Annotated in this window: 23 protein-coding genes; 11 read left to right on the top strand and 12 right to left on the bottom strand. The window is 72.2% G+C overall.

The window, feature by feature from the left end:
* Nucleotides 1-84: 84 nt before the first annotated feature.
* Both ACYQ77_RS40015 and ACYQ77_RS40010 read right to left on the bottom strand, forming a co-directional pair.
* The gene (locus ACYQ77_RS40015) at nucleotides 85-426 is read right to left on the bottom strand and encodes a VOC family protein (RefSeq protein WP_459721816.1); all 342 of its coding nucleotides are present in this window, start codon (nucleotides 424-426) and stop codon (nucleotides 85-87) included.
* Nucleotides 427-450: 24 nt separating this feature from the next.
* On the bottom strand, nucleotides 451-1,662 hold the full coding sequence (locus tag ACYQ77_RS40010; protein WP_459721813.1) for an MFS transporter: 1,212 nt from the start codon (nucleotides 1,660-1,662) through the stop codon (nucleotides 451-453).
* 109 nt (nucleotides 1,663-1,771) lie between these two features.
* On the opposite strand from ACYQ77_RS40010, the gene ACYQ77_RS40005 reads away from it, so the two are divergent.
* Nucleotides 1,772-2,434: a winged helix-turn-helix transcriptional regulator gene (locus tag ACYQ77_RS40005; RefSeq protein WP_459721810.1), complete on the top strand. Its 663-nt coding sequence runs from the start codon at nucleotides 1,772-1,774 to the stop codon at nucleotides 2,432-2,434.
* Between the two features lie 3 nt (nucleotides 2,435-2,437).
* Here the strand turns inward: ACYQ77_RS40005 and ACYQ77_RS40000 are convergent, their stop codons facing one another.
* Both ACYQ77_RS40000 and ACYQ77_RS39995 read right to left on the bottom strand, forming a co-directional pair.
* Nucleotides 2,438-3,193, bottom strand: coding sequence for a hypothetical protein (locus tag ACYQ77_RS40000; RefSeq protein WP_459721808.1), 756 nt, complete (start codon nucleotides 3,191-3,193; stop codon nucleotides 2,438-2,440).
* 17 nt (nucleotides 3,194-3,210) lie between these two features.
* Nucleotides 3,211-4,170, bottom strand: a complete 960-nt coding sequence (locus ACYQ77_RS39995) for an NAD-dependent epimerase/dehydratase family protein (RefSeq protein ID WP_459721807.1) — start codon at nucleotides 4,168-4,170, stop codon at nucleotides 3,211-3,213.
* Between the two features lie 89 nt (nucleotides 4,171-4,259).
* Here ACYQ77_RS39995 and ACYQ77_RS39990 point away from each other — a divergent pair, with 89 nt between their 5' ends.
* On the top strand, nucleotides 4,260-5,204 hold the full coding sequence (locus tag ACYQ77_RS39990) for an alpha/beta hydrolase (protein ID WP_459721804.1): 945 nt from the start codon (nucleotides 4,260-4,262) through the stop codon (nucleotides 5,202-5,204).
* Nucleotides 5,205-5,300: 96 nt separating this feature from the next.
* On the opposite strand, the gene ACYQ77_RS39985 is transcribed toward ACYQ77_RS39990, so the two are convergent.
* Nucleotides 5,301-5,852, bottom strand: coding sequence for a sigma-70 family RNA polymerase sigma factor (locus ACYQ77_RS39985; RefSeq protein ID WP_459721801.1), 552 nt, complete (start codon nucleotides 5,850-5,852; stop codon nucleotides 5,301-5,303).
* A 264-nt stretch (nucleotides 5,853-6,116) separates the two neighbouring features.
* On the opposite strand from ACYQ77_RS39985, the gene ACYQ77_RS39980 reads away from it, so the two are divergent.
* From ACYQ77_RS39980 to ACYQ77_RS39960, 5 genes are read left to right on the top strand one after another with little or no spacing between them, the layout of a single operon-like run.
* Nucleotides 6,117-6,890, top strand: a complete 774-nt coding sequence (locus ACYQ77_RS39980) for a DUF4142 domain-containing protein (RefSeq protein ID WP_459721799.1) — start codon at nucleotides 6,117-6,119, stop codon at nucleotides 6,888-6,890.
* 34 nt (nucleotides 6,891-6,924) lie between these two features.
* Nucleotides 6,925-8,346 (top strand): DUF1996 domain-containing protein, encoded by a 1,422-nt coding sequence (locus ACYQ77_RS39975; protein ID WP_459721797.1) that lies wholly within the window; start codon nucleotides 6,925-6,927, stop codon nucleotides 8,344-8,346.
* On the top strand, nucleotides 8,340-8,909 hold the full coding sequence (locus tag ACYQ77_RS39970; RefSeq protein ID WP_459721794.1) for a ferric reductase-like transmembrane domain-containing protein: 570 nt from the start codon (nucleotides 8,340-8,342) through the stop codon (nucleotides 8,907-8,909). Before ACYQ77_RS39975 ends, ACYQ77_RS39970 begins: the two co-directional genes overlap by 7 nt.
* On the top strand, nucleotides 8,906-9,124 hold the full coding sequence (locus ACYQ77_RS39965; protein WP_459721791.1) for a ferredoxin: 219 nt from the start codon (nucleotides 8,906-8,908) through the stop codon (nucleotides 9,122-9,124). Before ACYQ77_RS39970 ends, ACYQ77_RS39965 begins: the two co-directional genes overlap by 4 nt.
* Nucleotides 9,125-10,384 carry an NAD(P)/FAD-dependent oxidoreductase gene (locus tag ACYQ77_RS39960; RefSeq protein WP_459721789.1) on the top strand — a complete coding sequence of 420 codons (1,260 nt, stop codon included), beginning with the start codon at nucleotides 9,125-9,127 and terminating at the stop codon, nucleotides 10,382-10,384.
* A 45-nt stretch (nucleotides 10,385-10,429) separates the two neighbouring features.
* On the opposite strand, the gene ACYQ77_RS39955 is transcribed toward ACYQ77_RS39960, so the two are convergent.
* The 3 genes from ACYQ77_RS39955 to ACYQ77_RS39945 all read right to left on the bottom strand — a co-directional run bounded on the left by ACYQ77_RS39955 (nucleotide 10,430) and on the right by ACYQ77_RS39945 (nucleotide 13,471).
* Entirely contained in the window at nucleotides 10,430-10,774 is a 345-nt protein-coding gene (locus tag ACYQ77_RS39955) for a hypothetical protein (protein WP_459721787.1), read from the bottom strand.
* Between the two features lie 15 nt (nucleotides 10,775-10,789).
* Entirely contained in the window at nucleotides 10,790-12,991 is a 2,202-nt protein-coding gene (gene secD, locus ACYQ77_RS39950) for a protein translocase subunit SecD (protein WP_459721786.1), read from the bottom strand.
* Between the two features lie 186 nt (nucleotides 12,992-13,177).
* Complete coding sequence (locus ACYQ77_RS39945) at nucleotides 13,178-13,471, bottom strand: hypothetical protein (RefSeq protein WP_459721783.1); 294 nt, start codon at nucleotides 13,469-13,471, stop codon at nucleotides 13,178-13,180.
* Between the two features lie 114 nt (nucleotides 13,472-13,585).
* Between ACYQ77_RS39945 and ACYQ77_RS39940 the strand changes: the two genes are divergently transcribed.
* Nucleotides 13,586-14,854, top strand: a complete 1,269-nt coding sequence (locus tag ACYQ77_RS39940) for a CHASE3 domain-containing protein (protein ID WP_459721780.1) — start codon at nucleotides 13,586-13,588, stop codon at nucleotides 14,852-14,854.
* Between the two features lie 86 nt (nucleotides 14,855-14,940).
* Nucleotides 14,941-15,063: a hypothetical protein gene (locus ACYQ77_RS39935; protein ID WP_459721778.1), complete on the top strand. Its 123-nt coding sequence runs from the start codon at nucleotides 14,941-14,943 to the stop codon at nucleotides 15,061-15,063.
* A 98-nt stretch (nucleotides 15,064-15,161) separates the two neighbouring features.
* On the opposite strand, the gene ACYQ77_RS39930 is transcribed toward ACYQ77_RS39935, so the two are convergent.
* The 3 genes from ACYQ77_RS39930 to ACYQ77_RS39920 form a co-directional block, all read right to left on the bottom strand.
* Entirely contained in the window at nucleotides 15,162-16,100 is a 939-nt protein-coding gene (locus ACYQ77_RS39930) for a pentapeptide repeat-containing protein (RefSeq protein WP_459721777.1), read from the bottom strand.
* A gap of 44 nt (nucleotides 16,101-16,144) precedes the next feature.
* Entirely contained in the window at nucleotides 16,145-17,233 is a 1,089-nt protein-coding gene (locus tag ACYQ77_RS39925) for a hypothetical protein (RefSeq protein WP_459721774.1), read from the bottom strand.
* Between the two features lie 115 nt (nucleotides 17,234-17,348).
* Nucleotides 17,349-18,110, bottom strand: coding sequence for a helix-turn-helix domain-containing protein (locus ACYQ77_RS39920; RefSeq protein ID WP_459721773.1), 762 nt, complete (start codon nucleotides 18,108-18,110; stop codon nucleotides 17,349-17,351).
* A 69-nt stretch (nucleotides 18,111-18,179) separates the two neighbouring features.
* Between ACYQ77_RS39920 and ACYQ77_RS39915 the strand changes: the two genes are divergently transcribed.
* A complete protein-coding gene (locus ACYQ77_RS39915; protein ID WP_459721771.1) occupies nucleotides 18,180-19,139 on the top strand; it encodes an aldo/keto reductase in 960 nt (319 codons plus the stop codon).
* A gap of 53 nt (nucleotides 19,140-19,192) precedes the next feature.
* The gene (locus ACYQ77_RS39910) at nucleotides 19,193-20,626 is read left to right on the top strand and encodes a gamma-aminobutyraldehyde dehydrogenase (protein ID WP_459721768.1); all 1,434 of its coding nucleotides are present in this window, start codon (nucleotides 19,193-19,195) and stop codon (nucleotides 20,624-20,626) included.
* Nucleotides 20,627-21,055: 429 nt separating this feature from the next.
* Here the strand turns inward: ACYQ77_RS39910 and ACYQ77_RS39905 are convergent, their stop codons facing one another.
* Nucleotides 21,056-21,667, bottom strand: a complete 612-nt coding sequence (locus ACYQ77_RS39905; protein ID WP_459721767.1) for a hypothetical protein — start codon at nucleotides 21,665-21,667, stop codon at nucleotides 21,056-21,058.
* Between the last annotated feature and the right edge of the window lie 43 nt (nucleotides 21,668-21,710).

The following is a 21,710-nucleotide window of genomic DNA, read 5'->3' as shown; positions in this document are numbered from 1 at the left end:
ACTCGCGCCACGGGCGCGGTGGAAGCCGCACACGACAAGGGGCCCGGCCGGCGAAAAGCACCGGCCGGGCCCGTTCTCAGCGCGCTACTTCCACTGGATGATCTGGAGGTAGTTCCCGTCGGGGTCGGCGAACGTGCCGAACCTGCCCTTCTCCCGGTCCTCGACCGAGATCCACGCCACGCCGGCCGCGTCGAGCTGGGCGGCCACCGCGTCGAAGTCGTCGACGTGGAAGTTCAGGATCACCCGGCCCGGTTCGTTGTTCTTCGCCTCGACGTCGTCCCGGCCGTCGATGACCAGCAGGAAGCCGCCCAGGTCGAGCGCGCCGTCGCCGGTGGTCTCCGGCGCGAGGGCCTTGACGTACCAGGCCCGCAGCTCGGCGGGACGGGTCGTGCCGAGCAGCATGCTGCCGGGCTTCAGGGTCGTCATGTCGGTTCTCCTTCTGTGTGGGTGTTACGCGGGTACGGCGTCGGTGGTCGTGGGCGTCTCGACGACCGGTGGTTTCAGGAAGCTGGTCCCCCAGGCGACCGCGACGGTGAGGACGGCGAGGACCACGCCGGTGACGACGGTGGCCCGCGCGCCGTGGTCGTCGATCGCGACACCGCCCGCGAACGCGCCGAACGCGATGCCGACGTTGGCGGCGGAGACGGGCAGCGACTGCGCGAGCTGGCCGCCGGGGCCGGCCAGGCTGATCACCCGGACCTGCAACGAGGGCACGATGGCGTAGGCGGACAGGCCCCAGGCGAGCAGCACGAGCACGACGAGCCACGCGGTCGAGCCGGCGAAGTACAGCGCCAGCAGGGAGACGGCGATGCCGAGCGCCCCGACGATCAGCGTCCGTGCGGCGTCGCGGTCGGCGAACCGGCCGCCGTTGAACGAGCCGAACGCCGTGGCCACCCCGTAGGCCAGGAGGAACACGCTCAGCACCGCGCCCGAGACACCGGTGACGTCCCGCAGGAACGGCACGAGGTAGGTCAGTGCCGCGAACGTCGTCGCGAACACGATGAAGTTCAGGAACAGCACCGCGAGCACCCTCGGGGCGAACGCGTACCTCGCCTGGTGTCCCGCACCGCCACCCGACGGCGGCACGGACGGGACCAGCGCCACCGTCGCGATCAGCGTGACCGCGGTGATCGCCACGATCGCCGCGAATGAGCCGCGCCAGCCGAGGGTCTGGCCGACCAGCGTGCCCAGCGGGACGCCGAGCGCCGTGGACACCGAGACGCCGGAGACGACGATCCCGATCGCCTTGCCCATGCGTTCCGGCGGGACGACCGACATGCCCGCGATGAACGACGTGGCGATGAACAGCCCCTGCAACGCGCCGATGAGGACGCGCGCCACGAGGAACACGGCGTAGCCGGTGGTCAGCAGCGCGACCACGTTGGCCGCGGCGAACAGCACGAGTGTGCCGACGAGGACGGCCTTCCGGTCCAGCCTGATCGTCAGCGCGGCGAGGACCGGCCCGCCGACGGCGAGGCCGAGCGCGTAGCCGGTCACGAGGGCGCCCGCCTCGGGGACGGTCACCCGGAGGTCGGCGGCGATCAGGTCCAGCACGCCGACGACGAGCAGTTCGCCACTGCCCAGCACGAACATCCCCAGGAACAGCGTGGCCAGGACGAGGTTGGCCCTGCCCGGGCTCACCTCTGTCCGCCGGTTGCTCATGTGCACCTTGGTCCTTTCAACGAACTTTGAGGTAGCACCATAGGAGTATCTAGTCCTAAAAAGCAACCATGATGGTCGATAACAGAACCTCCGCTGGTAGAGTGCGTGCATGGCCACCAGGCGCAAGTACGACGACGGGTGCGCGGTCGCCCACGCCCTCGACCTCGTGGGCGAGCGCTGGGCGCTGCTGGTCGTCCGCGGGCTGCTGTTCGGCCCGAAGCGGTTCACCGACCTGCGGACGAGCCTGCCGGGCGCGAGCCCCAACGTGCTGTCCCAGCGCCTGCGCGAACTGGAGGACTCGGGTGTCGTGCGCAGGCGCAAGCTGCCCCCGCCCGCCGCGACCTGGGTGTACGAGCTGACCGAGTGGGGCAGGGAACTGGACCCGGTGCTCACCAGCCTCGGGCGCTGGGGTGTGCGGTCACCGTCCCTGCGGCCCGGCAGCGAGGTGAACGCGGACTCGTTGATGCTCGCGCTGAAGACGCTGTACGCCCCGGCGGACGGTCAGGGCGTCACCGCGGACTTCCAGGTGCGCGTCGGCGAGGACGAGTTCCGGGTGTCCGTGTCGGCCGACGGGGTCGACATCGCCCGCGGCGAACTCGACCGGCCGGACGCCGTCGTCGAGACCGACCGGGCCACGTTCACCGCGTTGCTCGCACGCGACAGAGAACTCGGTGAGGCGGTCGAGTGCGGGGACGTCCGCCTCACCGGGAACCGGGAGAGCCTGGCGCGCTTCCTGGACCTCCTGCCGCCGCCGGAACCCGCGACCACCTGAGCATCACGGGGTGTCGAGCAGCCGCTCGACCTCCGCCAGCGGTCGCGTGTCGTAGCTGTGCAGGAGGAGCACGTACCGCTTGGCCTCGTCGGCGCGTTCCCTGGCCTCCTCGGGCGACGTCGCGGGCGCCGGGTCCATGACCCGGGCCGCGATCTCGTTCAACCGCGCCTCCACCGCGGCGCGCCGGGTCCGGTACGCGGTCAGCACCGGCCACGCGCGCAGGAGCAGCCACAGGACCGCCGCGCCGAGACCGACCTCCGCCACCGTCACCGCGATCCGGTGCGCGACGACGTCCGAGCCCGCCTCGCTCGTGGCGATGGCGAACAGGACGACCGCGAACGCGCCCACCACCAGCAGCGGGCGGCGCCACCAGCCGGCGGGCACGGCCGGGAGCTCCTGCCGCGGCGCCGCGGGACGGAACCGGCGCGCGGGCACACCGGCGGGCCGGCCGCGCCGCCGGGAACGCCTGCGGGCGCGCCGCGGGTCCTTGCGCGGCAGCGGGCGCGGCGGCGCCTCCGGCACCGTCTCGGCCACCAGTGCGCTCACCTCGGCGAGCGCCGCGGGCGTCGCCGCCTGGTCGTAGAGGAGACGGGCGGTCGCGAGCCGTTCGGCGAGCGCCGTGTCCGACGGGTCGGCCAGGACACGCGCGCCGAGTTCGCTGATCCGCGCCATCGCCTCCGCGCGGGCCGTGCGCAGCGCCGACCGGCGGTTGGCGGGGAACACGACCAGAGCCAACCAACGCGGCGACGCGAACGGCACGACCGAAAGGGCAGCGGTCAGCGCACCGTGTACACGCCCGTCGGTTCGTCGTGGTACCCCTTGGCGCCCACCGCGAGTGCCAGCGGGCTGCGGAAGTCCGTCCCGGCGCGCAGGCAGTCGAGCACGTGCGCGAAGTCGTACTTCGGCCGCCACCCCAGCACCGAGCGGGCGCGGTCGTTGACGTACACCCGGTCGATCTCGTCGAACATGCGCCAGCCGCGCTCGGCGTACCGCGCGGGCTGCTCGGGGAACAGCGACGCCACGACCGACGCCGCGTCCCCGTGCAACGCCGCCACCTGGGACGACGTGAACGGGGTGGTCGCGCTGACGATCATGCGGTCGAACCCGATCGACGGCGCCTTCGCCAGCGCCAGCAGGTGCGCGTCGACGATGTCCTGGATGTCGGCGCGCCGGTACAGGTACTCGTTGGCCTTCAGGTTCGCGTCCTCGTACACGGTGCGGACCTCGTCGCGGTCGTCCTCCTCCGGGAAGAACCGGGACGTCCGCAGCACCACCACCGGCAGGCCGTGGTCGCGGTGCACCAGCTCGCACAGGTTCTCCGCGGCGACCTTCGTGACGCCGTAGATGTTCTTCGGCACCGGGACGACGTCCTCGGTGATCCACCCCGACAGCGCCCGGCCGAACGAACTGGTCGTGCTGGTGAACACGAAGCTGCCGACGCCCGCGGCCACCGACTCCTCCAGCAGCGTCAGCGTGCCGGTGACGTTGGTGTCGACGAAGTCCTGCCTGCTGTGGGACGCCACGTGCGGCTTGTGCAGGGTCGCGGGGTGCAGGACGGCGGTGACGCCGTCGAGCGCGGCCCGCACCACGTCCCGGTCGGTGATCGAGCCGACCACCGACGTGAACGGCGACGCCTTCACGTCGAGGCCGACCACGTCGCGGCCCTGCCCGGACAGCACCCGCACCAGCGCTTCCCCGAGGTGCCCCGCACTCCCGGTGACCAGAATCCGCTCCACGTCGATCACCGTACGGCCTGGTCGCAACCGGTTTGTTGACCACCAGGAGACACGGCGGGTTGACTTCCGGTGACGACAAGGAGGTCACCGTGCGTCTCAAGGGATTCCTGCTGGCGCTGGTGCTGGTGTTCAGCACCGTGCTCACCCTCCCGGCCGCCGCCGAGCGCGCCGGGGCGTACATCGTCTCGCGACAGCAGCTCGACGACCGGCTGGTCGAGCTGACCGTGCACTCCCCGGCGGTCGGTCACGACGTCGGTGTGCGGCTGCTGCTCCCACCCGACTTCGACCGCAGGCCGCACACGCGGTGGCCGACGCTGTACCTGTTGCACGGGTGCTGCGACGGTGACACCGGCTACCGGAGCTGGACCGACAAGACCGACGTCGAGGAGCTGTCGGCACGGACGAACGTCCTGATCGTGATGCCCGAGGGGGGTCCGGCCGGGTTCTACTCGAACTGGCTCGACGGCCCCGCGTGGGAGACCTTCCACCTCACCGAGCTGCGGCGGATCGTCGAACGCGAGTACCGGTCGGGCAGCCACCGCGCGGTCGCCGGGCTGTCGATGGGCGGCTTCGGCGCGCTGTCCTACGCGGCGCGCCACCCCGGCTTCTTCCGCGCCGCCGCGTCCTACAGCGGTGTCGTGCACCCGACCTACCAGGGGCCGCGCAGCACGGACCTGGTGATGGGCATCGTCTCCGCGTACGGGTACGACCCGTTCGCGCTGTGGGGCGACCCGGTCGCCGACGCGCGGATCTGGGCCGCGCACAACCCGTACGACCTGGCCAGGAAGCTGCGCGGGGTGCGGGTGTACCTGTCCACCGGCAACGGCGAACCCGGTCCGCTCGACCCGCCGGGCGCGACGCACGACGGCCTCGAGGAACTGCTCGGCGAGCAGACGGTCGCCGTCGCGGAGCGCCTGGCGCACAAGGGCGTATCGGTTCAGACCGACTTCTACGGCCCCGGCAGGCACACGTGGCCCTACTGGGAGCGGGCCCTGCACCGCTCGTTCCCGCTGCTCGTGAATTCGATCATGTAAAAAGAGGTGTTACCGAAAGGAATAGCCCATTCGGCGTGCCGGCTCAGCAGCGCCGAATGGGCTATTCGTTCTGGGCTGTTCGGGTTTGTCTTCCGGTCATTCCTTCTCGAGAGCGTTCCGCAACGCTCTCAGCGCGTAGTAGACGCGGGACTTCACCGTTCCCTGGGGCACGCCAAGAACCTTGGCTGCCTCCTCGATGGTGCGGTCCCGCAGGTAGGTCTCGGCAAGTGCCTCGCGGTGCTTGGGGCTCAACGCCTGCAGCGCGTCGGCGATCACCATGGCGGACAAGGAGTTCTCCGAATCATCAGGGATGGTCATGGTCTCCAGCGGCGTGGGATCGACCTCGTGCGGGCGCGCGTTCGAACTGCGCCTGCCGTCGATCACCAGGTTGCGCGCCACCGTGTACAGCCACGCGCGTACGCCGATGGACTCGCGGTCCAATCGATCCGCGTTGCGCCAGGCGCGGACCAAGGTCTCTTGCACTACGTCTTCGGCCCATTGCCTGTCGTTGCCGGTCAGGTACAGTACGTGACCGAACAACGCTCCGCCGAACTCTCGGTAGAGCATCCTGACCAACGCCTCGTGTCTGTCCGAGGCGTCGTCCGCGCCGACGACTTCCAATCTTGGACGCCGGCTCACGGCGGACATCTTTGCCCCATCGGGTACCAGAAGTGAAGTGACCCAGGTCACACTTGTTTCCCCGCTGTGATTGAACCGTGATTCTCACGTGTCCGTATTTGCTGGTGACCGCACGTGCTGGTGTCCGGAGCGAAGTCCTTGCGCAGAAAGGAAAACTCATGAGCACCCGATGCGACCGGCTCGCGGAGGTCGCGGGGATCGCCCCTCTCGATCGCCGCACCTCCGCGAGCGACGCCTGAGTCCACTATGGAGGGAGGACGGCTCGGTCGTGTCGTGGCGGTGACGCTGCTGGTGCTGCTCACCCCGTTGGCCTGCGCGGCCTCCGGGGCCGGCGTACCGGCCGCGTCCGGCCTCCCGTCGTTGTCCGGTGGCGCTTCCCCCGCCGCGCAGCCGGACAACGACGCGGAGGCCCCCGCCGGCCCTGTCACCGACGAGGCGTTCCTGATCAGCGTGCGGAAGACCGGCCTGTGGGCGATACCGGCGCGGCGGCAGGCAGAAGAACAAGCGGACAACGCGGAACTGAGGGACATCGGCCGGGGGCTGGCCGACGACCTGACGACGCTCGACGACGAGGCCGGGGCGATAGCGACCCGTCTCGAGCTGACCTTGCCCGACCAGGCGGACGCGGAACAACAGAGCCGGCTCGACGAGCTCGGCGGCTTGTCCGGCGCGGACTACGAGCTCGCGTTCGTCAACCGGTTGCGCGGCGCGCTCGGCGAGTTGTTCCTCGTCGCGGCGCACGCCCGTGCCGGGAGCTGGGACGACGAGGTCCGCGCGTTCGCCTCCCTGGTCAACGACGTGGTCGACGGGCACATGACCGACCTGGACAACACCGGGCTGGTCACGGACGGCGCGCCACCTGAGCCGGCGCGCGCCGCGTCGACCACCCAACCAGCACTGGGACCGGCGACCTCGACACCCGAGGTGACGCCTGTCGCGAGCACGAGCACCGCGGACGGTGGCATCAGCGCATCGCTGATCGCCCTGATCTGCATGGCGGAGGCCGGACTGACCGTCGGCCTGGTGCGATTCGCGCGCTCGCGCTGAGTCCCGAGCACACACGAAATGAGGCATACCAACGATGGGTCGACACAAGAACCCGCGGTACAACCGGAAACGCCTGGTCGTCGCGGGTACCGCCGCCGTGACGGTGTTCGGTGCCATGGTGGGCATCGGCATCTACGGCAGCGCACTGGCTGACCAGGACCAGCGCAGCGCCGCCGAAGTGAGCCAGTCGTGCCTGCCGCCGCCACCCACGGCCAGCGCGCCCCCGAGCACGACGACCACGGAGGCACCGCCGTCGTCCGACACCGCTCCGCCGGAGACCGCACCGACCGAGACCGCCACCGAGACCGCCACCGAGACGGCGACGGACACCGCGACGGACACCGCCACCGAGACGCCGACGGACACGGCGACGAACACCGCGACGGAGACGGCGACCGGCACCGCGACGGAGACCTCGGAGACCGAGGAGCCCATGGGCTTCGGCGGTGACCAGCTGGTGTCGCTGAACGGCCACCCCGGCCGCGGCACGCCGCCCGACTACGGCGGCCCCCGGCCGTCCGAGCAGGCGCCCGCCGCGCCGCGCGGCGCGATCCTGCCGGAGTTCGGCGACGAGGAGTGCGAGGACCCGCTCGGCCCGTTCCCCCAGGACTTCATCGACATCCGCAAGGTCCCGCGGTCGAACCTGGCCGCCCAGCCGAGGACCCGCCGCGGCGGCTCGTCCGGCACGTTCACGGTGCGGTGCGGCCGCAACGAGAACGGCCACAACAACTCGGCGAACATGATCGCCGCGCCGGGCAACGTGAACGGCGCCCAGCACACCCACGACTACGTCGGCAACCTGACCACCGACGGGTTCTCCAGCAACGAAAGCCTGGCCGCCGGCGGCACCACCTGCACCAACGGCGACAAGTCGGCCTACTTCTGGCCGATCATCCGGATCCGCAACGCGGGCTCGACGGCCGTGGACCCGCTGAACGCGCACAACGTGGGCGACCCGCTGCTGCCCGCGTCGGTGTCGATCCAGTTCCGCGGCAACCCGAGCCAGAAGGTGACCCCGGCGCCGCAGTTCCTCCGCATCCTCACCGGTGACGCGAAGTCGTCGACCAACGGCGGGGCGAACGCCAACGCGAAGTGGACCTGCACCGGGTTCGAGAACCGGATCACCACGAAGTACCCGCTGTGCCCGCGCGGCAGCCAGACCGTCCGGATCGCGGACTTCCCCGGCTGCAACGACGGCAACACCGACAGCGCGAACCACCGCACGCACCTCGCGTTCGCGGACCGCAACGGCGCCTGCCCGGCCGGCTTCAAGCCGATCCCGCAGCTGCGGATCACGCTGAAGTACAACATCCCGAGGGGCAAGGTGTTCGCGCTCGACGCGTTCCCGGCGGAGAAGCACAACCCGCTCACCGACCACAACGACTTCGTGAACGTGATGGGAGACCGCCTGATGAACCAGGTCGTGCGCTGCGTCAACACCGGACGGCGATGCTAGTTCTCGCCGCGAACGCGGATGACGGCGTACGCGAGCTGTCCGTGCTGTCGGCACGGCTCGCGTACGCCCTCATGTGCCTGACGCTCACGTGGGGCGTGCTGGTCTCGACGGGCTGGTTCGACCGGCTCACGGGACGGCACGCCCTGCGCGCGTCCCACCAGGTGCTCGCGACGATCACGCTCACGTTCGCGTTCGTCCACGGGCTCTCGTTCCTGCTGCTGTCGACCCCGACCCCGGCGGCCGACCTGCTGATCCCGTTCCGCGGCGCGCTGCGCGACACGTTCGGGATCCTCGCGTTCGAGGGCATGCTGACGGCCGCGATCGCGGTGGGGCTGAAGCGGTGGACGAGCTACTGGCGGTGGCTGTGGCTGCACCGGCTCGCGTACCCGGCGTTCGTGCTCGGCGTGCTGCACGCGTTCTTCCAGGCACTGGCGCGCGGCACGCTGTCGGCCGTGTACCTGGGCGGGCTGACGCTGCTCGTGCCCGCGGTGACGGTGATCCTGCTGCGGCTCGTGCCCGCGAAGACCTTGGAAGCAGCCGGACTCGCGGAGGACGGGCCATGAGCGCCACGAAGAAGTCCCGGTACCGCATCAGCGTGAACAACGACCGCTGCCGCCGCTTCGGCATCTGTGCCGACGAGGCGGCGGCGCTGTTCCAGCTGACCCCGAACGGCGGGCTGCGCTACCAGCGGTCCGTGCCCGTGGACGCGGTCGCCGTCGCCAAGGCGGCGGTGCGCAGTTGTCCCACCCTCGCGATCGCGTTGGAGGAGAGACGGTAGATGGCCGAGCGAATCGTCATCGTCGGCGCCGGACCCGCGGGTCTGCGCGCGGCCGAGCGCTTGCGGGAGCTGAAGTACGACGGCGAGCTCGTCATCGTCGGCGAGGAGCCGTACCGGCCCTACCACCGGCCGGGGCTGATCAAGCCGCTGCTCACCGGCCGGATGCGGCCCCGCGACCTGCGGCTGCCCGTGCTCACCACGATCGACGCGATCTGGCGGTACGGCACCCGCGCGTCGCACCTGGAACCGGACGAGCACCTGCTGCACCTGCCGGGCGGCGAGGAGATCCGCTACGACGGCCTCATCATCGCCACCGGCGCCCAGGCACGGCACCTGCCCGGCGCGCCGCGCCACGACCCGCGCGTGCACGTCCTGCGGACCGTCGCCGACGCGGTGGCGCTGCAGAAGACCATGACCCGCACCCGCGGCCCGGTCGCCGTGATCGGCGGCGGTTTCGTCGCGTGCGAGGTGGCGTCGGCGGCCCGCTCGATGGGCCGCGACGCGACGATCGTCGTGCGCGGCTCGTCGCTGCTGCGGCACGTGCCCGGCGAGGACTTCAGCCGCACGGTCCACGCGTTGCACGAGGCCAACGGCGTGCAGGTGGTGACGAACGCCGCTGTGCACCACTGGGTGCCGCAGCCGGACGGGATCGCCATGCACCTGACCACCGGGCAGGTCGTGTTCGCGGGCTGTGTCGTGCTCGCGGTGGGCAGCGTGCCCGCCGTGTCCTGGCTGCGCGGCTCCGGCATGATCATCGACGACGGCGTGATGTGCGGGCCGACCTGTCACGCCATCGGCACCCAGGACATCGTCGTGGCCGGCGACGCGGCCCGGTGGCCCAACCTGCGCTTCGACAGCGCACCCCGCCGCGTCGAGCACTGGCTGAACGCCGTGGAGATGGGCCGCGCCGCCGCCGCGAACCTGCTCGCCGGGCAGGAGAAGGCCAAGCCGTACACGCCGCTCCCCCGCTTCTGGACCGACCAGCACGGCATGCGGATCCAGGGCGCCGGCACGCCCGCGCTCGCGAAGGACCGCATCCAGCTCGCCAGCCCCGCGATGGTCGGCAGGCGCGTGACCGGCTACGTCACCAACGGCAACCTGGTCGGCATCATCGGCTGGGACACCCCGCCCGCCATGCTCAAGTGGACGAAGGAACTGGACAAGCAGACGACGAAGGCCATGCGCCAGCGCCTCGCCGCGCGCAGGCAGCCCCGCACCCCCGTCGGCGAGCGCACCCTCCCCGGCGTCCGCATGTCCTGAAAGGCGCGTCCAGGACGTGGTCGGGCCCTGAACGCGCCTTTCATGTCAGCGGCGGCGCGGCAGGTACGTCTCGTTCGACTGCGGGTCGTGCAGGGTCAGGCCGTGCTGGTCGGCGAGCGCGATGATCTTCTCGATCGCCTGCTCGCCGACCGGGTCCGTCCGCAGTCGCATGAGGACGTGGTCCGCGCCCAGTGCCAGCGGCGTCTCCGCCCACGGGGAGTCGGGCGCGGGCGCGTGGTCGGGGAAGATCCCGGCCAGCGCCTCGTGGAAACGCGCGATCCGCACGTCGAACTCGGCGTCGGCATGGTCGTCACGGGTGCAGGAGGCGTACATCTCGCGCGCGGCCTCCGCGTCGGCCGGGGCGGCGAGCGCCGCGAGGTCGAAACTCACGCGGCCATTATCGCCTCACACCACCGCGCCACTTCCCTCCCGTTCCCTGCGCACCGGCTTGCGCTTGCCCGCGCCCGGCCACCTGCGGTCGAGCATGATCGCCGCCGGGCCCGCGGTGACGACCGTCGAGAACGTGCCGATCACCAGCCCCAGCAGCAACGCGAGCGCGAAGTCGGCCAGTGACCCGTCGCCGAGCACCAGCAGCGCGCCGAGCACGAACAGCACGCCGATGCCGGTGTTGACCGTGCGCGGCAGCGTCTGCAGGACCGCGTCGCCGACCACGTGCGCGAACGGCCGCCGCCCGCGCAGCTCCCGGACGCGGTCGAACACGACGACCGTGTCGTTGACCGAGTAGCCGATCACGGTCAGCAGCGCCGCCAGGAACACGCCGTCCATCGTCTTGCCGAACCACGCGAAGATCCCGAGCAGCAGCAGGACGTCCTGCGCGAGCGCCAGCACGGTCGCGAGGCCGAGCCGCCAGTCGAACCGGATGGCGAGGTAGACGAGCTGCGCGGCGACCGCGAGCCCCAGCGCGAGCAGCGCCTTGTCCCGCAGTTCGGCGCCGAGGCTCGGGCCGACCTGCTCGTCCCGCACCTCGTCGGCGGGCCCGAGCGACGCGACGGCCGCCGCGACCCGGTTCGCACCGGCCTCGTCGAGGGGCTCGGTGCGCACGGACACACCGTCCCCCGACTGCTGCACCACGGCGTCGTCGAACCCGGCGTCCGCCACCGCGTCCCGCACCTGCTCGACGCTCGCTGCGGTCGTGTACTCGAACAGCCGCCCGCCGGTGAACTCGACGCCGAGCCGCGGCCCGACGAACACGAGCCCGGCGAGCGCGACCAGCACCGCGGCGACGGCGCCGACGAGCCAGCGCTTCGGGTCGGCGAGGAAACCGGTGTCGCGGCCGCGGATCCACCGCCGCACACGGCCCTCGTGCGCGAGCCCGCTCAGCCGCGGCGCCGCGCGGGTCATGGCGAGGTGGGCGAGCACCCGGGTGAGGACGAGCGACGTGAACATCGAGGCGAGCACGCCGATCGTGAGGGTGACGCCGAACCCGCGCACCGGCCCGGACGCGAGCCAGAACAACAGTCCGGCGGCGAGGAGCGTGGTGACGTTGGAGTCGACGACCGCGGACAGCGCGCCGCGGAACCCGCGGTCCGCCGCCGAGGGCAGGTTCCCCTTGTACTCCTCGCGGGCGCGTTCGTAGGCGAGCACGGTCGCGTCGACGGCCATGCCGATGGCGAGCACGAACCCGGCGAGCCCGGGGAGGGTGAGCGTCGCGCCGATCGCGACCAGCGCGGCGTAGGAGACGGCGGTGTACCCGGCGAGCGCGAACACGGCGACCAGTCCCGCGAGCCGGTAGACCGCGATCAGGAACAGCGAGACGAGGACGAGGCCGACGACCGCGGCGCGGGCGCTGACGTCGATGGCCTCGGCTCCCAGCGTCGGCCCGACGGTCCGCTGCTCGACGATCTCGACCGGCACCGGCAGCGCGCCCGCGTTGATCAGCAACGCGAGGTCGGCGGCCTCCGCCTGCGTGAAGCGGCCGGTGATGTCGGTGGCGCCGCCGAGCATGCCCACCCCGCAGGCGATCGACGGGTCGACCTGCGGCGAGGAGATCACCTTCTCGTCGAGCACGATCGCGACGCGGCGGCGCGGGTCACCCGCCGGCGCGCAGGCGGCCTCGGCGGTGAGCTTCTCCCACGCCCGTTCGCCGCCGTCCTGGAACTCGACGGACACCACGCGCCCGGTCCCGTTGGGGTCCGGCCCGGACCGGGCGTTGGCGACCCCGCTGCCGTCGAGCGCGGCGGGCCCGACCCGGATGGGCTCGCCGCTCTCGGCGGTCAGCGCGGTGCCCCCGTCGAGGACGACGGGGTGGAACGTGAGGGCCGCGGTCCGCCCGATGACCTCGGCGGCCTCCGCCGGGTCCTGCACGTCGGGCAGTTCGACGACGATGCGCCGCTCCCCGCTGCGGTGGAGGTTCGGCTCGGCGACCCCGAGCGCGTCCACGCGGCGGCGCAGGATCTCGAGCGTCCGGTCGGTGCTCTCGGCATCGGCGACGACGGTGGGCGAGTCGTGGGTTTCGAGGACGAGCTGGGTGCCACCACGCAGGTCGAGCCCGAGCCGTGGCGTGGCGGTGAGGACGAGGTAGAAAGCGGCGGCGAGCACGGCGAACGACAGCAGCGCACGGCCCCGCCACGGAATCTGGCGTGACATCGGGGTTTCCTTCGCACGAGGAGTTGTCCACAACCCACCCGGTTGTCCACAGCCAGACGCCAGATCCGGAAATTGTCGGTACCTACCGGTAGACTGGCATGGCGGGTGGCCCCCGGGAATGGGTGGGGGTCTAGGTACGTACTGGGCGGCGCGTTTTCGCAGGTCAGAGGCTTGCGGCGCGCCGCGTCAGGCTCGTGCGGGGGGTGCGCGGTCCGTCGCGGGGCGGCGGTCGGCGCGCGGGAGGGGCGCCGGCTCGGCGGTGACGGGGGCCTGCCGCGGCGCGAGCGGCGGGTGTTCCGCGGTCTCCGCGCCCGCCAACGGCAGTTCCGGCGTCGTGAGCGGTGCCGGTAGGCTCGGCGCCGCCGTCGACGCGACCGTGTGCGGTGCCAGCGTGCCCGGTTCGTGATGTGCCGGGGTGGCCGTCGCGAAGACGGCGAGCAGCGCGACGAGCAGCCCTGTGACCACCGCGCGCCGGTTCATGACCGCCACCGTAGCGGAAAGCTGGTCCGGGCATTTCCCACCATGGGGAGTTGACGTTTGTTTCCCTTGCGACGCAACGGTTGTGCGCTCGCGCACGGTAACTACGATCGATCCATGCGTCCGCGCACGCTCCGATGGCGCCTCTACGTACTCGTAGGCGGCCTGGTGTTGCTCGTGCTGATCGCCGTCGCGGCCACGACCACGAGCAGGCAGCGCGTCGCCGACCTCAGCGGCGAGATCCGCGGCACCCTGCGACCCGCCCAGGCGTCGGCCGCCGCGCTCGCCAAGGCGTACGTCGACATGGAGACCGGCGTGCGTGGCGTCCAGCTCGGCGGCGACGGGCTGCGCCGGCCGTACGACGACGGCCGCGCCACGGCGGCGACCGCGGGCGAGCGGTTGCGCACCGTGCTGGCGAACGACCCGGCGGGCACGAGGCTCCTGACGTCGGTGACCCAGGCCGCGGCGGAGTGGGAACGGACCGTGGCCACGCCCGCGCTGCGCGGCGCGGCCACCGTCGCCGTGACCGACACGGCCCGCTTCGACGCGCTGCGCGGCCTGCTCACGTCGCTGCAGCAGCACATCGACCGCCGCACGGCCGTGGTGGTGCAGGCGTGGACGGACGCGCAGTCGCTGGCGAACGTGGTGACCCTGGTGTGCGCGGGCATGGCGCTGGTGATCGGCGGCCTGATGATCGCGCTGGTGCGCCGTTCGCTCGTGCGCCCGGTGAACGACCTGGTCTCGAACGTCCGCGCGGTCGCGGCGGGCGACGTGTCCCGTCCGGTCGCGGCGGCCGGGCCCGCCGAGGTCGTCATGGTCGGCCAGGCGGTCGAGTCGATGCGGCAGCGCGTGGTGCGGGAGAGCGCCCGCGCCGCGCGGACCTCGGAGCAGATCGCCCGCCTCCACGAAGCGGACCGCATCGCGCAGGACCTCGGCGCGACGACCATCAGGGACCTGTTCGGCATCAGCCTGTCCCTGCAGTCGACGGCGGCGCGCCACCCGTCGGCGGCCGCGGCACTGCGCGCGGTGACGGCGGACGTCGACCGCGTGCTGCACGAACTGCGCTCCCGCGTCTTCGACGGCGACCGGTCCATCGCGGACGTGCTCACCGCGGTCGAGCCCGAACTGGCCGGGCCGCCGGTGGTGCGCGGCCCGGCGGACACCGCGGCGCCGATGGCACTGGAGACGTTCCTCAACGACGTGCTCCCGCTGTACGCGGCCGCCACGACGATCACCATCACGACGACCGACACGAGCCTGCGGGTGAGCGTCTCCGGCCCGGCGCCCCACGACCCGGCACTGCTGAAGGAAGCCGCCACCGACCACGCGGCGACGATCACCTTCGAACCCGGCAACGCCACGATCGAGTGGTCGGCGGAGCACTGACGAGCCACCAGCCGCAACCTCGATCCAGCATGACAACACCGGACTCGTCCCCCGGCCACATCACGACCACCGACACGAACCTGCGAGTGAGCGTCACCGACCCGGCACCCCACGACCCGGCACTGCCGAAACAAGCCGCCACCGACCACGCCGCGACAATCACCTTCGAACCCGGCAACACCACAATCGAATGGTCCGCCGAACACTGACGAGCCACCAGCCGCAACCTCGACCCGGCATGACAACACCGGATCGGTCCCGCGGCCACATCACGACCGAACGGCAGGCCAGGCGCTGACCCCGCGCGTCACACTTCCGGGATCACCCGCACCTCGTCCGGGGAGTCCGCCGGTTCGTCCCGCCAGCCCCTCGGCCAGTTGCGGTCGGCGGTGGCGGAGGCGGTCGCGTCCGTCAGGTCGACGGTCCGGCCCGCCGCGGGTTCGTCGCCGAAGTCGACGTCGCCCGTGAAGGACGCGTTGCGGAAGTTGGCTCTGCGCGGGCCGAAAGCGGCGCGGCGGAGGTCCGCGGTGCCTGCGAAGCGGACGCGGTGGAAGTCGGCGGTCTCGGTGAACTCCGCGTCGCGGAACGCCGCTATCTCGCGGAAGGTCGTGTGGCGGAAGCTCGCCCGGCGCACCCGGCATTCGCGGAACCAGAAGAACTCCAAGGTCGTGCCCGTGATCGTCAGGTCGATGTCCGGCCAGAAGCGGTCCGGGTCCGCCGGGCGCAGGTGGGTTTCCAGCACGTCCTGCACGGTCAGGCGGACCAGCTGCTCCTGCGCCGCGGTCTCCGTCGGCTCGGGCTCCGCTTTCGGTGGTGTGTACGGCATCCGCAGGTACGCGCACAGCAGGTTCACGACCGTCTGGCGGTGCCTCGGCTCGTCCTGCGCCAGGCGCTCCAGCGCGTACACGCCCGCCAGCCGCACCGGTGCCTTGTCGCTGCCCAGTTGGTCGGCCGCCTTGCCGTACAGCTCGGTGATCCGGCGCTCGTTCGCGTCGTGTTCCTTCTGCTCCAGGTCCAGCTCGACGTACCGCTGCCGCCGGGCCGCGAGCAGCAACGCCGCCGCGCCGCCCGCGCCGATCACCAGGCTCGCCGCCGTCCTGAGCGCGTCCAGGCGGTGCACGGACGCCGGGTCACCGCCGCCCAGGAACAGCCACAGCACCGTGACCGCCACCGCCGCCGTGGCCGCGAGGCCCACCGCCCACCAGACGATCGTCCTGCTCGACAAGGCCTTCGACACGGCACGCATGATGTCAGGCCCTCCCGGCCGGGTGCGGCCGGCCGGGGCAGGGGTCAACGACAGACCCACCGGAGCGGGACCGCACCGTCGCCGTCCCTCGGGATCGCGAAGCCGCCCGCCTCGCGGTCGTTCAGCGCGGTGACCGCACCCGTCACGTGCCGTGGCGGTGTCGGCAGCGGAGCCGGCAGCGCGCCGTCCCACAGCACCGGCTCGCCGTCACGGCCCTCGCCGACCACCACGCCGTCGTCGTTCACCGCCACCGCCGTCGCACCGCCCAGGAACACGCGCGGCTCGTCGCCCGTCCGCCAGCCCGCCGCCCTGGTCACGCCCTGCGGCTCGCCCAGCGCGCCGACGACCTGCCCCCGCCGCAGGTCCTGCACGTCCCCCGCGGCCAGCGGAACGCGTGTGCCGTCCGGTGTCCACGTGTAGCCGTGCCAGCGCAGCGCCCCGTCGGCGACGTACCCGGTGCGGGCCGCGACCACGCCGTCGTCGTCCACGGCCGCCCTGCCGTACGGCGCCTCCCCCGCCGGCATGGCGAGGACACGCGGTGGCCCCGTCGCGGGCCACACCACCAGCCTGCTGCCGTCGTGGCCCACCACGTCCCCGCGCGCGTTGACGTCCAGTGCCGTCGACGAGCCGCCCGACTCCGGCAGCCGTTCGAAGCGGCCGCCGCGGTGGCGGAACGCGTGCTGCGTCCGGTCCGGTCCGGTCACGGTGCCGACCACGACGCCGTCCTCGTTCACCGCGGTGACCGCCGTGTGCAGGCCGAACGCCGCCCCGAGCGGCTCGACCTCACCGGCACGCCACCGCACCGCCTCGTTCACGCCGTCGGTGCCGGCGATCCCGGCCAGCCACTCGCCCGCACCCGCCGTCACGCGGCCGTAGTAGGCGTCGTCCGGCAGCGGGAGCACGTCCGGCGCCCACTCGCACGCGCGCAGCGCCGGCCCCGAGCCCGTGGCGGAGCGCAAGGACGAGCCCATGGCCGGTCCCCCTGCGGACCCCGCGGCCGGTCCCATCGCCGTCGCGGGCGCGACGACCGCCGGTGCGGCGACCCCGGCGGCCACCACCAACGACGCCAGTGACGCCACCGCCACGCCTCTGCGCGGGAGCCGCCGCACCCGCCAGAGCCGACGATCGCTCATCGGCGCATCCAGTTGCATTCGTTCATGTGTTCGAATCTACCGGCATTCTCCTTCCCGTGGGAACGAACGTGCGACGAGCGTGGCCGCACCCACCGACAATCTTGGTTTCCGCAGGTCAGGCGGGCAGGAGGACCACCACGCGGTGCTCGTCAGGGCCCGGCAGCGCGAGGGTTTCGTAGGCCAGCCGCCGCGCACCCCACCGTTCGACGCCGGTCTGCGCGGGCAGCGCCGACGCGGCCTCGTAGCGGTCGGCGAACTCGGTGCCCGCCGTGATCGACAGCTCCACCGCGAGCGCGCCCGCCGCGAGGTCGCCGAGGTCGGCGGCGGCGCGGACGGCGGCCGCGTGCCGGTCGGCGACCTCCGCCCAGTCGGGGAACGCGGTCCGCGCGCGGGCGTCGGCGAACACGTAGCGCGCGAGGTTGGGGCGCTCCTCGTCCAGCAGGCCGAGTGGCCCGGCGAGGGCGCGGAAGCCGTCCGAGCAGGCGAGGACGTCACCGGCCGGGTCGGCAACGTACGCGGGCGTCGCCCCGAGACGGTCCAGCAGCGCCCGGACCGTGGGCCGCAACACCGGCGCACCGGCCGCCTGCTTGCACTGCGCACCGCTGTCGGCCTTGATGAGGCGGTAGAGGTGCACGCGTTCGTCCGCGGTCATGGCCAGCGCGTCGGCGAGCGAACCCAGGACCTGACCGGACGGGAAGCGGTCACTGCCGCGTTCCAGGCGGGTCAGGTACTCCACGCTGATACCCGCGCGTGCCGCCAGTTCCCCGCGCCGCAGCCCCGGAGTGCGGCGGCGCGGTCCGGTGGGCAGCCCCACGGACGCGGGTGTGGTCGCTTCCCGCCGGGCACGCAGGAACCGGCCCAGTGCGTTGTCGGCCATGATCGCCGAGTCTAGAGGGGCCCTGCCACGGTCTCCCTGTGCGCGGACGGGCAGGTCAGGGTGGCGGTCATGCGTTATCGACTGTTCGGCCGGACCGGCCTGCGCGTCTCGGAGATCCTCCTCGGCACCATGACCCTGCGCGACGAGCGGGAGGCCCGGCGCGTCCTCGACGTGTACGCCGACGCCGGCGGCAACGTCCTCGACACCGCGTCGGCGTACGGCGAGAGCGAGGAGGTGCTCGGCGCGGTCGTCGAACGCCGGGACCGGTTCGTCATCGGCACCAAGTACACGCTCTCCCGCGACGCCGCCGACCCCAACGCGGCGGGCAACCACCGCAAGAACCTCGTGCTGTCGCTGGAGCGGAGCCTGCGCAGGCTGCGGACGGACTACGTCGACATCCTGTGGGTGCACCTGTGGGACCGGCACACCCCGGTCGAGGAGACCATGCGCGCGCTCGACGACGTCGTGCGCGCGGGCAAGGTGCTCTACGCCGGGATCTCGGACGCGCCGGCGTGGTTCGTCGCGCGGGCGAACACACTCGCGGAGTGGCGGGACTGGACCCCGTTCGCCGGCCTGCAGGTCCCGTACAACCTGCTGCGGCGCGACGTCGAGCGGGAGCTGCTGCCGATGGCGGAGGCGCTCGGGATGAGCGTCGCGGCGTGGGCGCCGCTCGCGGCGGGCGCGCTGTCCGGCGGGACCACCCGGGTCCGCGAGCTGACGCCGAGGGAGCAGGCCGCCGCGACCGCCGTGCGCACGGTCGCCGACGAGCTGGGCGCGACCCCAGCCCAGGTTGCGCTCGCGTGGCTGCGGGCCAGGTCGTCGGCCGTGCTGCCGCTGGTGGGCGTGAGCAGCGCCGAGCAACTGGCCGAGAACCTGCGCGGGCTCGACCTCGTGCTGCCCGCCGACGCGGTCACCGCGCTGGCGTCGGCGGCCCGGTTCGAACGGGGCTTCCCCGCGGACTTCATCGCCGAGTGCGAGCCGTCCCCGTTCGCGTTCGGTGACGCGGCAACGCGGGTGATCGGCCGCTGAAATAGTTGTCGAACGACTTGTCTGCTACGGATTCAGTCGCGAAGATGGCAGCCATGACCGAGAAGCGTGTTCTGCGGAACTTCGTCGACGGCACCTGGACCGACCCCGCCGACGGCGAGTACACCGATGTCGTCGACCCGAGCACCGGTGAGGTGTTCGCGTCCGCGCCGCGGTCCGGCGCGGCCGACGTCGACCAGGCGATGCGGGCGGCGGCGAAGGCGTTCGAGGGCTGGCGGACGACGACGCCGAGGGAACGCCAGCTCGCGATGCTGAAGTTCGCGGACGCGCTCGAGGCCCGGACCGAGGACCTGCTCGATGCGGAGTGCCGGAACACGGGCAAGCCGCGGCAGCTGACCGCCGACGAGGAGATGCCGCCCGCCGTCGACCACTTCCGGTTCTTCGCGGGCGCGGCACGGGTGCTGGAGGGCAAGTCGGCCGGCGAGTACATGGCGGACCACACGAGCTACGTGCGCCGCGAGCCGATCGGGGTGTGCGCGCAGGTCACGCCGTGGAACTACCCGCTGATGATGGCGGTGTGGAAGATCGCGCCCGCGCTGGCGGCGGGCAACACGGTCGTGCTGAAGCCGTCCGACACGACGCCCCTGTCGACGCTGCTGCTGGCGGAGATCGCGGCCGAGTTCTTCCCGGCGGGCGTGTTCAACGTGCTGTGCGGTGACCGGGACACGGGCCGCGCGCTGGTGGCGCACCCGACGCCCGCGCTGGTGTCGATCACCGGTTCGGTGCGCGCGGGCCGCGAGGTGGCGCAGGCCGCGGCCGCCGACCTGAAGCGGGTGCACCTGGAACTGGGCGGCAAGGCCCCGGTCGTGGTGTTCGACGACGCCGACCTGGCGGCCGCCGCCGAGGCGATCGCGGTGGGCGGGTACTTCAACGCGGGCCAGGACTGCACGGCGGCGACACGGGTGCTCGCGGGCCCGGGCGTGCACGACGAGCTGGTGGCGGAGCTGACCGCGCAGGCACGTGCCACGCGCACCGGCCCGCCGTCGGACCCGGACGTGTTGTACGGACCGCTGAACAACGCGAACCAGCTGGCCCGGGTCGCCGGTTTCGTCGACCGGCTGCCCGATCACGCGTCGCTGCGGGCGGGCGGTTCGCAGGTCGGCGACCGCGGCTACTTCTACGCCCCCACCGTGGTGTCCGGCCTGCGACAGGACGACGAGATCATCCAGGACGAGGTCTTCGGCCCGGTGATCACCGTGCAGCGGTTCTCCTCGGAGGAGGAGGCGATCGCGTGGGCGAACGGCGTCGAGTACGGCCTGGCGGCGTCGGTGTGGACGAAGGACCACAGCCGCGCGATGCGCATGACGGCGGCGCTCGACTTCGGGTGCGTGTGGGTGAACACGCACATCCCGTTCATCTCGGAGATGCCGCACGGCGGGTTCAAGCACTCCGGGTACGGCAAGGACCTGTCGATGTACGGCTTCGAGGACTACACGCGCGTGAAGCACGTGATGCACAACATCGGGTAGCCCCGGCGGGTACCAATACCTGTACGAACTCAGCAGCCCAGAACGCGGTCGATTCGTCCCTGCTGCTCATCCGGCGGATGCGGTTGGGGAGCCCGAGGGTCGCGGTGCTGACGACCTCGCGGAACGTTCAGCGCCAGTGGCCTACGGGCTCGGCGCGTTGTGGGGACTGCAGCGGTTGCTCCACATGGTCATGGCCTGGCGGCGGCATCGGCTCGATCTCGAGCTGGGGCGGCAGCGGCTCGAAGCGCTTCCGACAGCGGAGGAGCTCGTCCAGACGCACGCGACATCGGAGCTCGATCCCATCTCAGGGCGGCTTCCCGACGGAGCGCCGTCCGTCGGTGGCACGTCCGTGGCCGAGACCGTGACGCGCCTGCGGCCGGTGCTGGACGCGCGGATGATCGACGATGGCGACGACGTGCTGTCAGGAGCTCACGGGTCCACGATCGGGCGCAGTGCCTTCTCCAGCTCGGTGAACTTCACGCTTTCCAGGACGCGCGCAGGCGGGCTGTCGCCTTCGCGGTATTCGATGCTGCCCGGGCAGGCTTCGCCGCTGTGCAGGGTGAAGTCCTTGACCGCCCGGGAGGTTCGCGCCTCGAAGACCCGGTACCGGTAGGTCGCCGGGGCGAGTTGGACCCAGCGGTTGCCCAGGTACTCGCAGCTGCGCACCACCGGCTCCGCCGACACGGCGTACTCGCACACGACCAGTTGCCGTTCGTTCTCCTCGTCCGCCTGCCATTCCAGCGGCAGGCCGCGGTCGTCCGGGCCGTAGTACTGGTACACGCCGTCGACGTCGAGCACCGGGGTCACCAGTTCCATCGGGTGCGGGCCGGGACCCGTGTACGCGGCGGCGCGGTCGGTGTACTCCGTCGGGTGCTTCGGTTCGCCGTCAGCGGTGTCCGGGCACGGGGTGCGCGGTGGCGCCGCAGGCGGGGGTGGCGCCGGTTCCGGCGAGGTCAGCTTGTCCACCACGATCGGGGCCGCCCCCGCCGCGGCGATCGACAGCACGAACAGGACGAGGAACACCCACTCGCGTCGCGACACGGTCGCAACCTAGCGGGCCGTGGCGGGGACCGGTCCCCGGGAT

Source organism: Actinophytocola sp. KF-1, from assembly GCF_054661535.1.
This window is presented reverse-complemented; position numbering and strand designations above follow the sequence as displayed.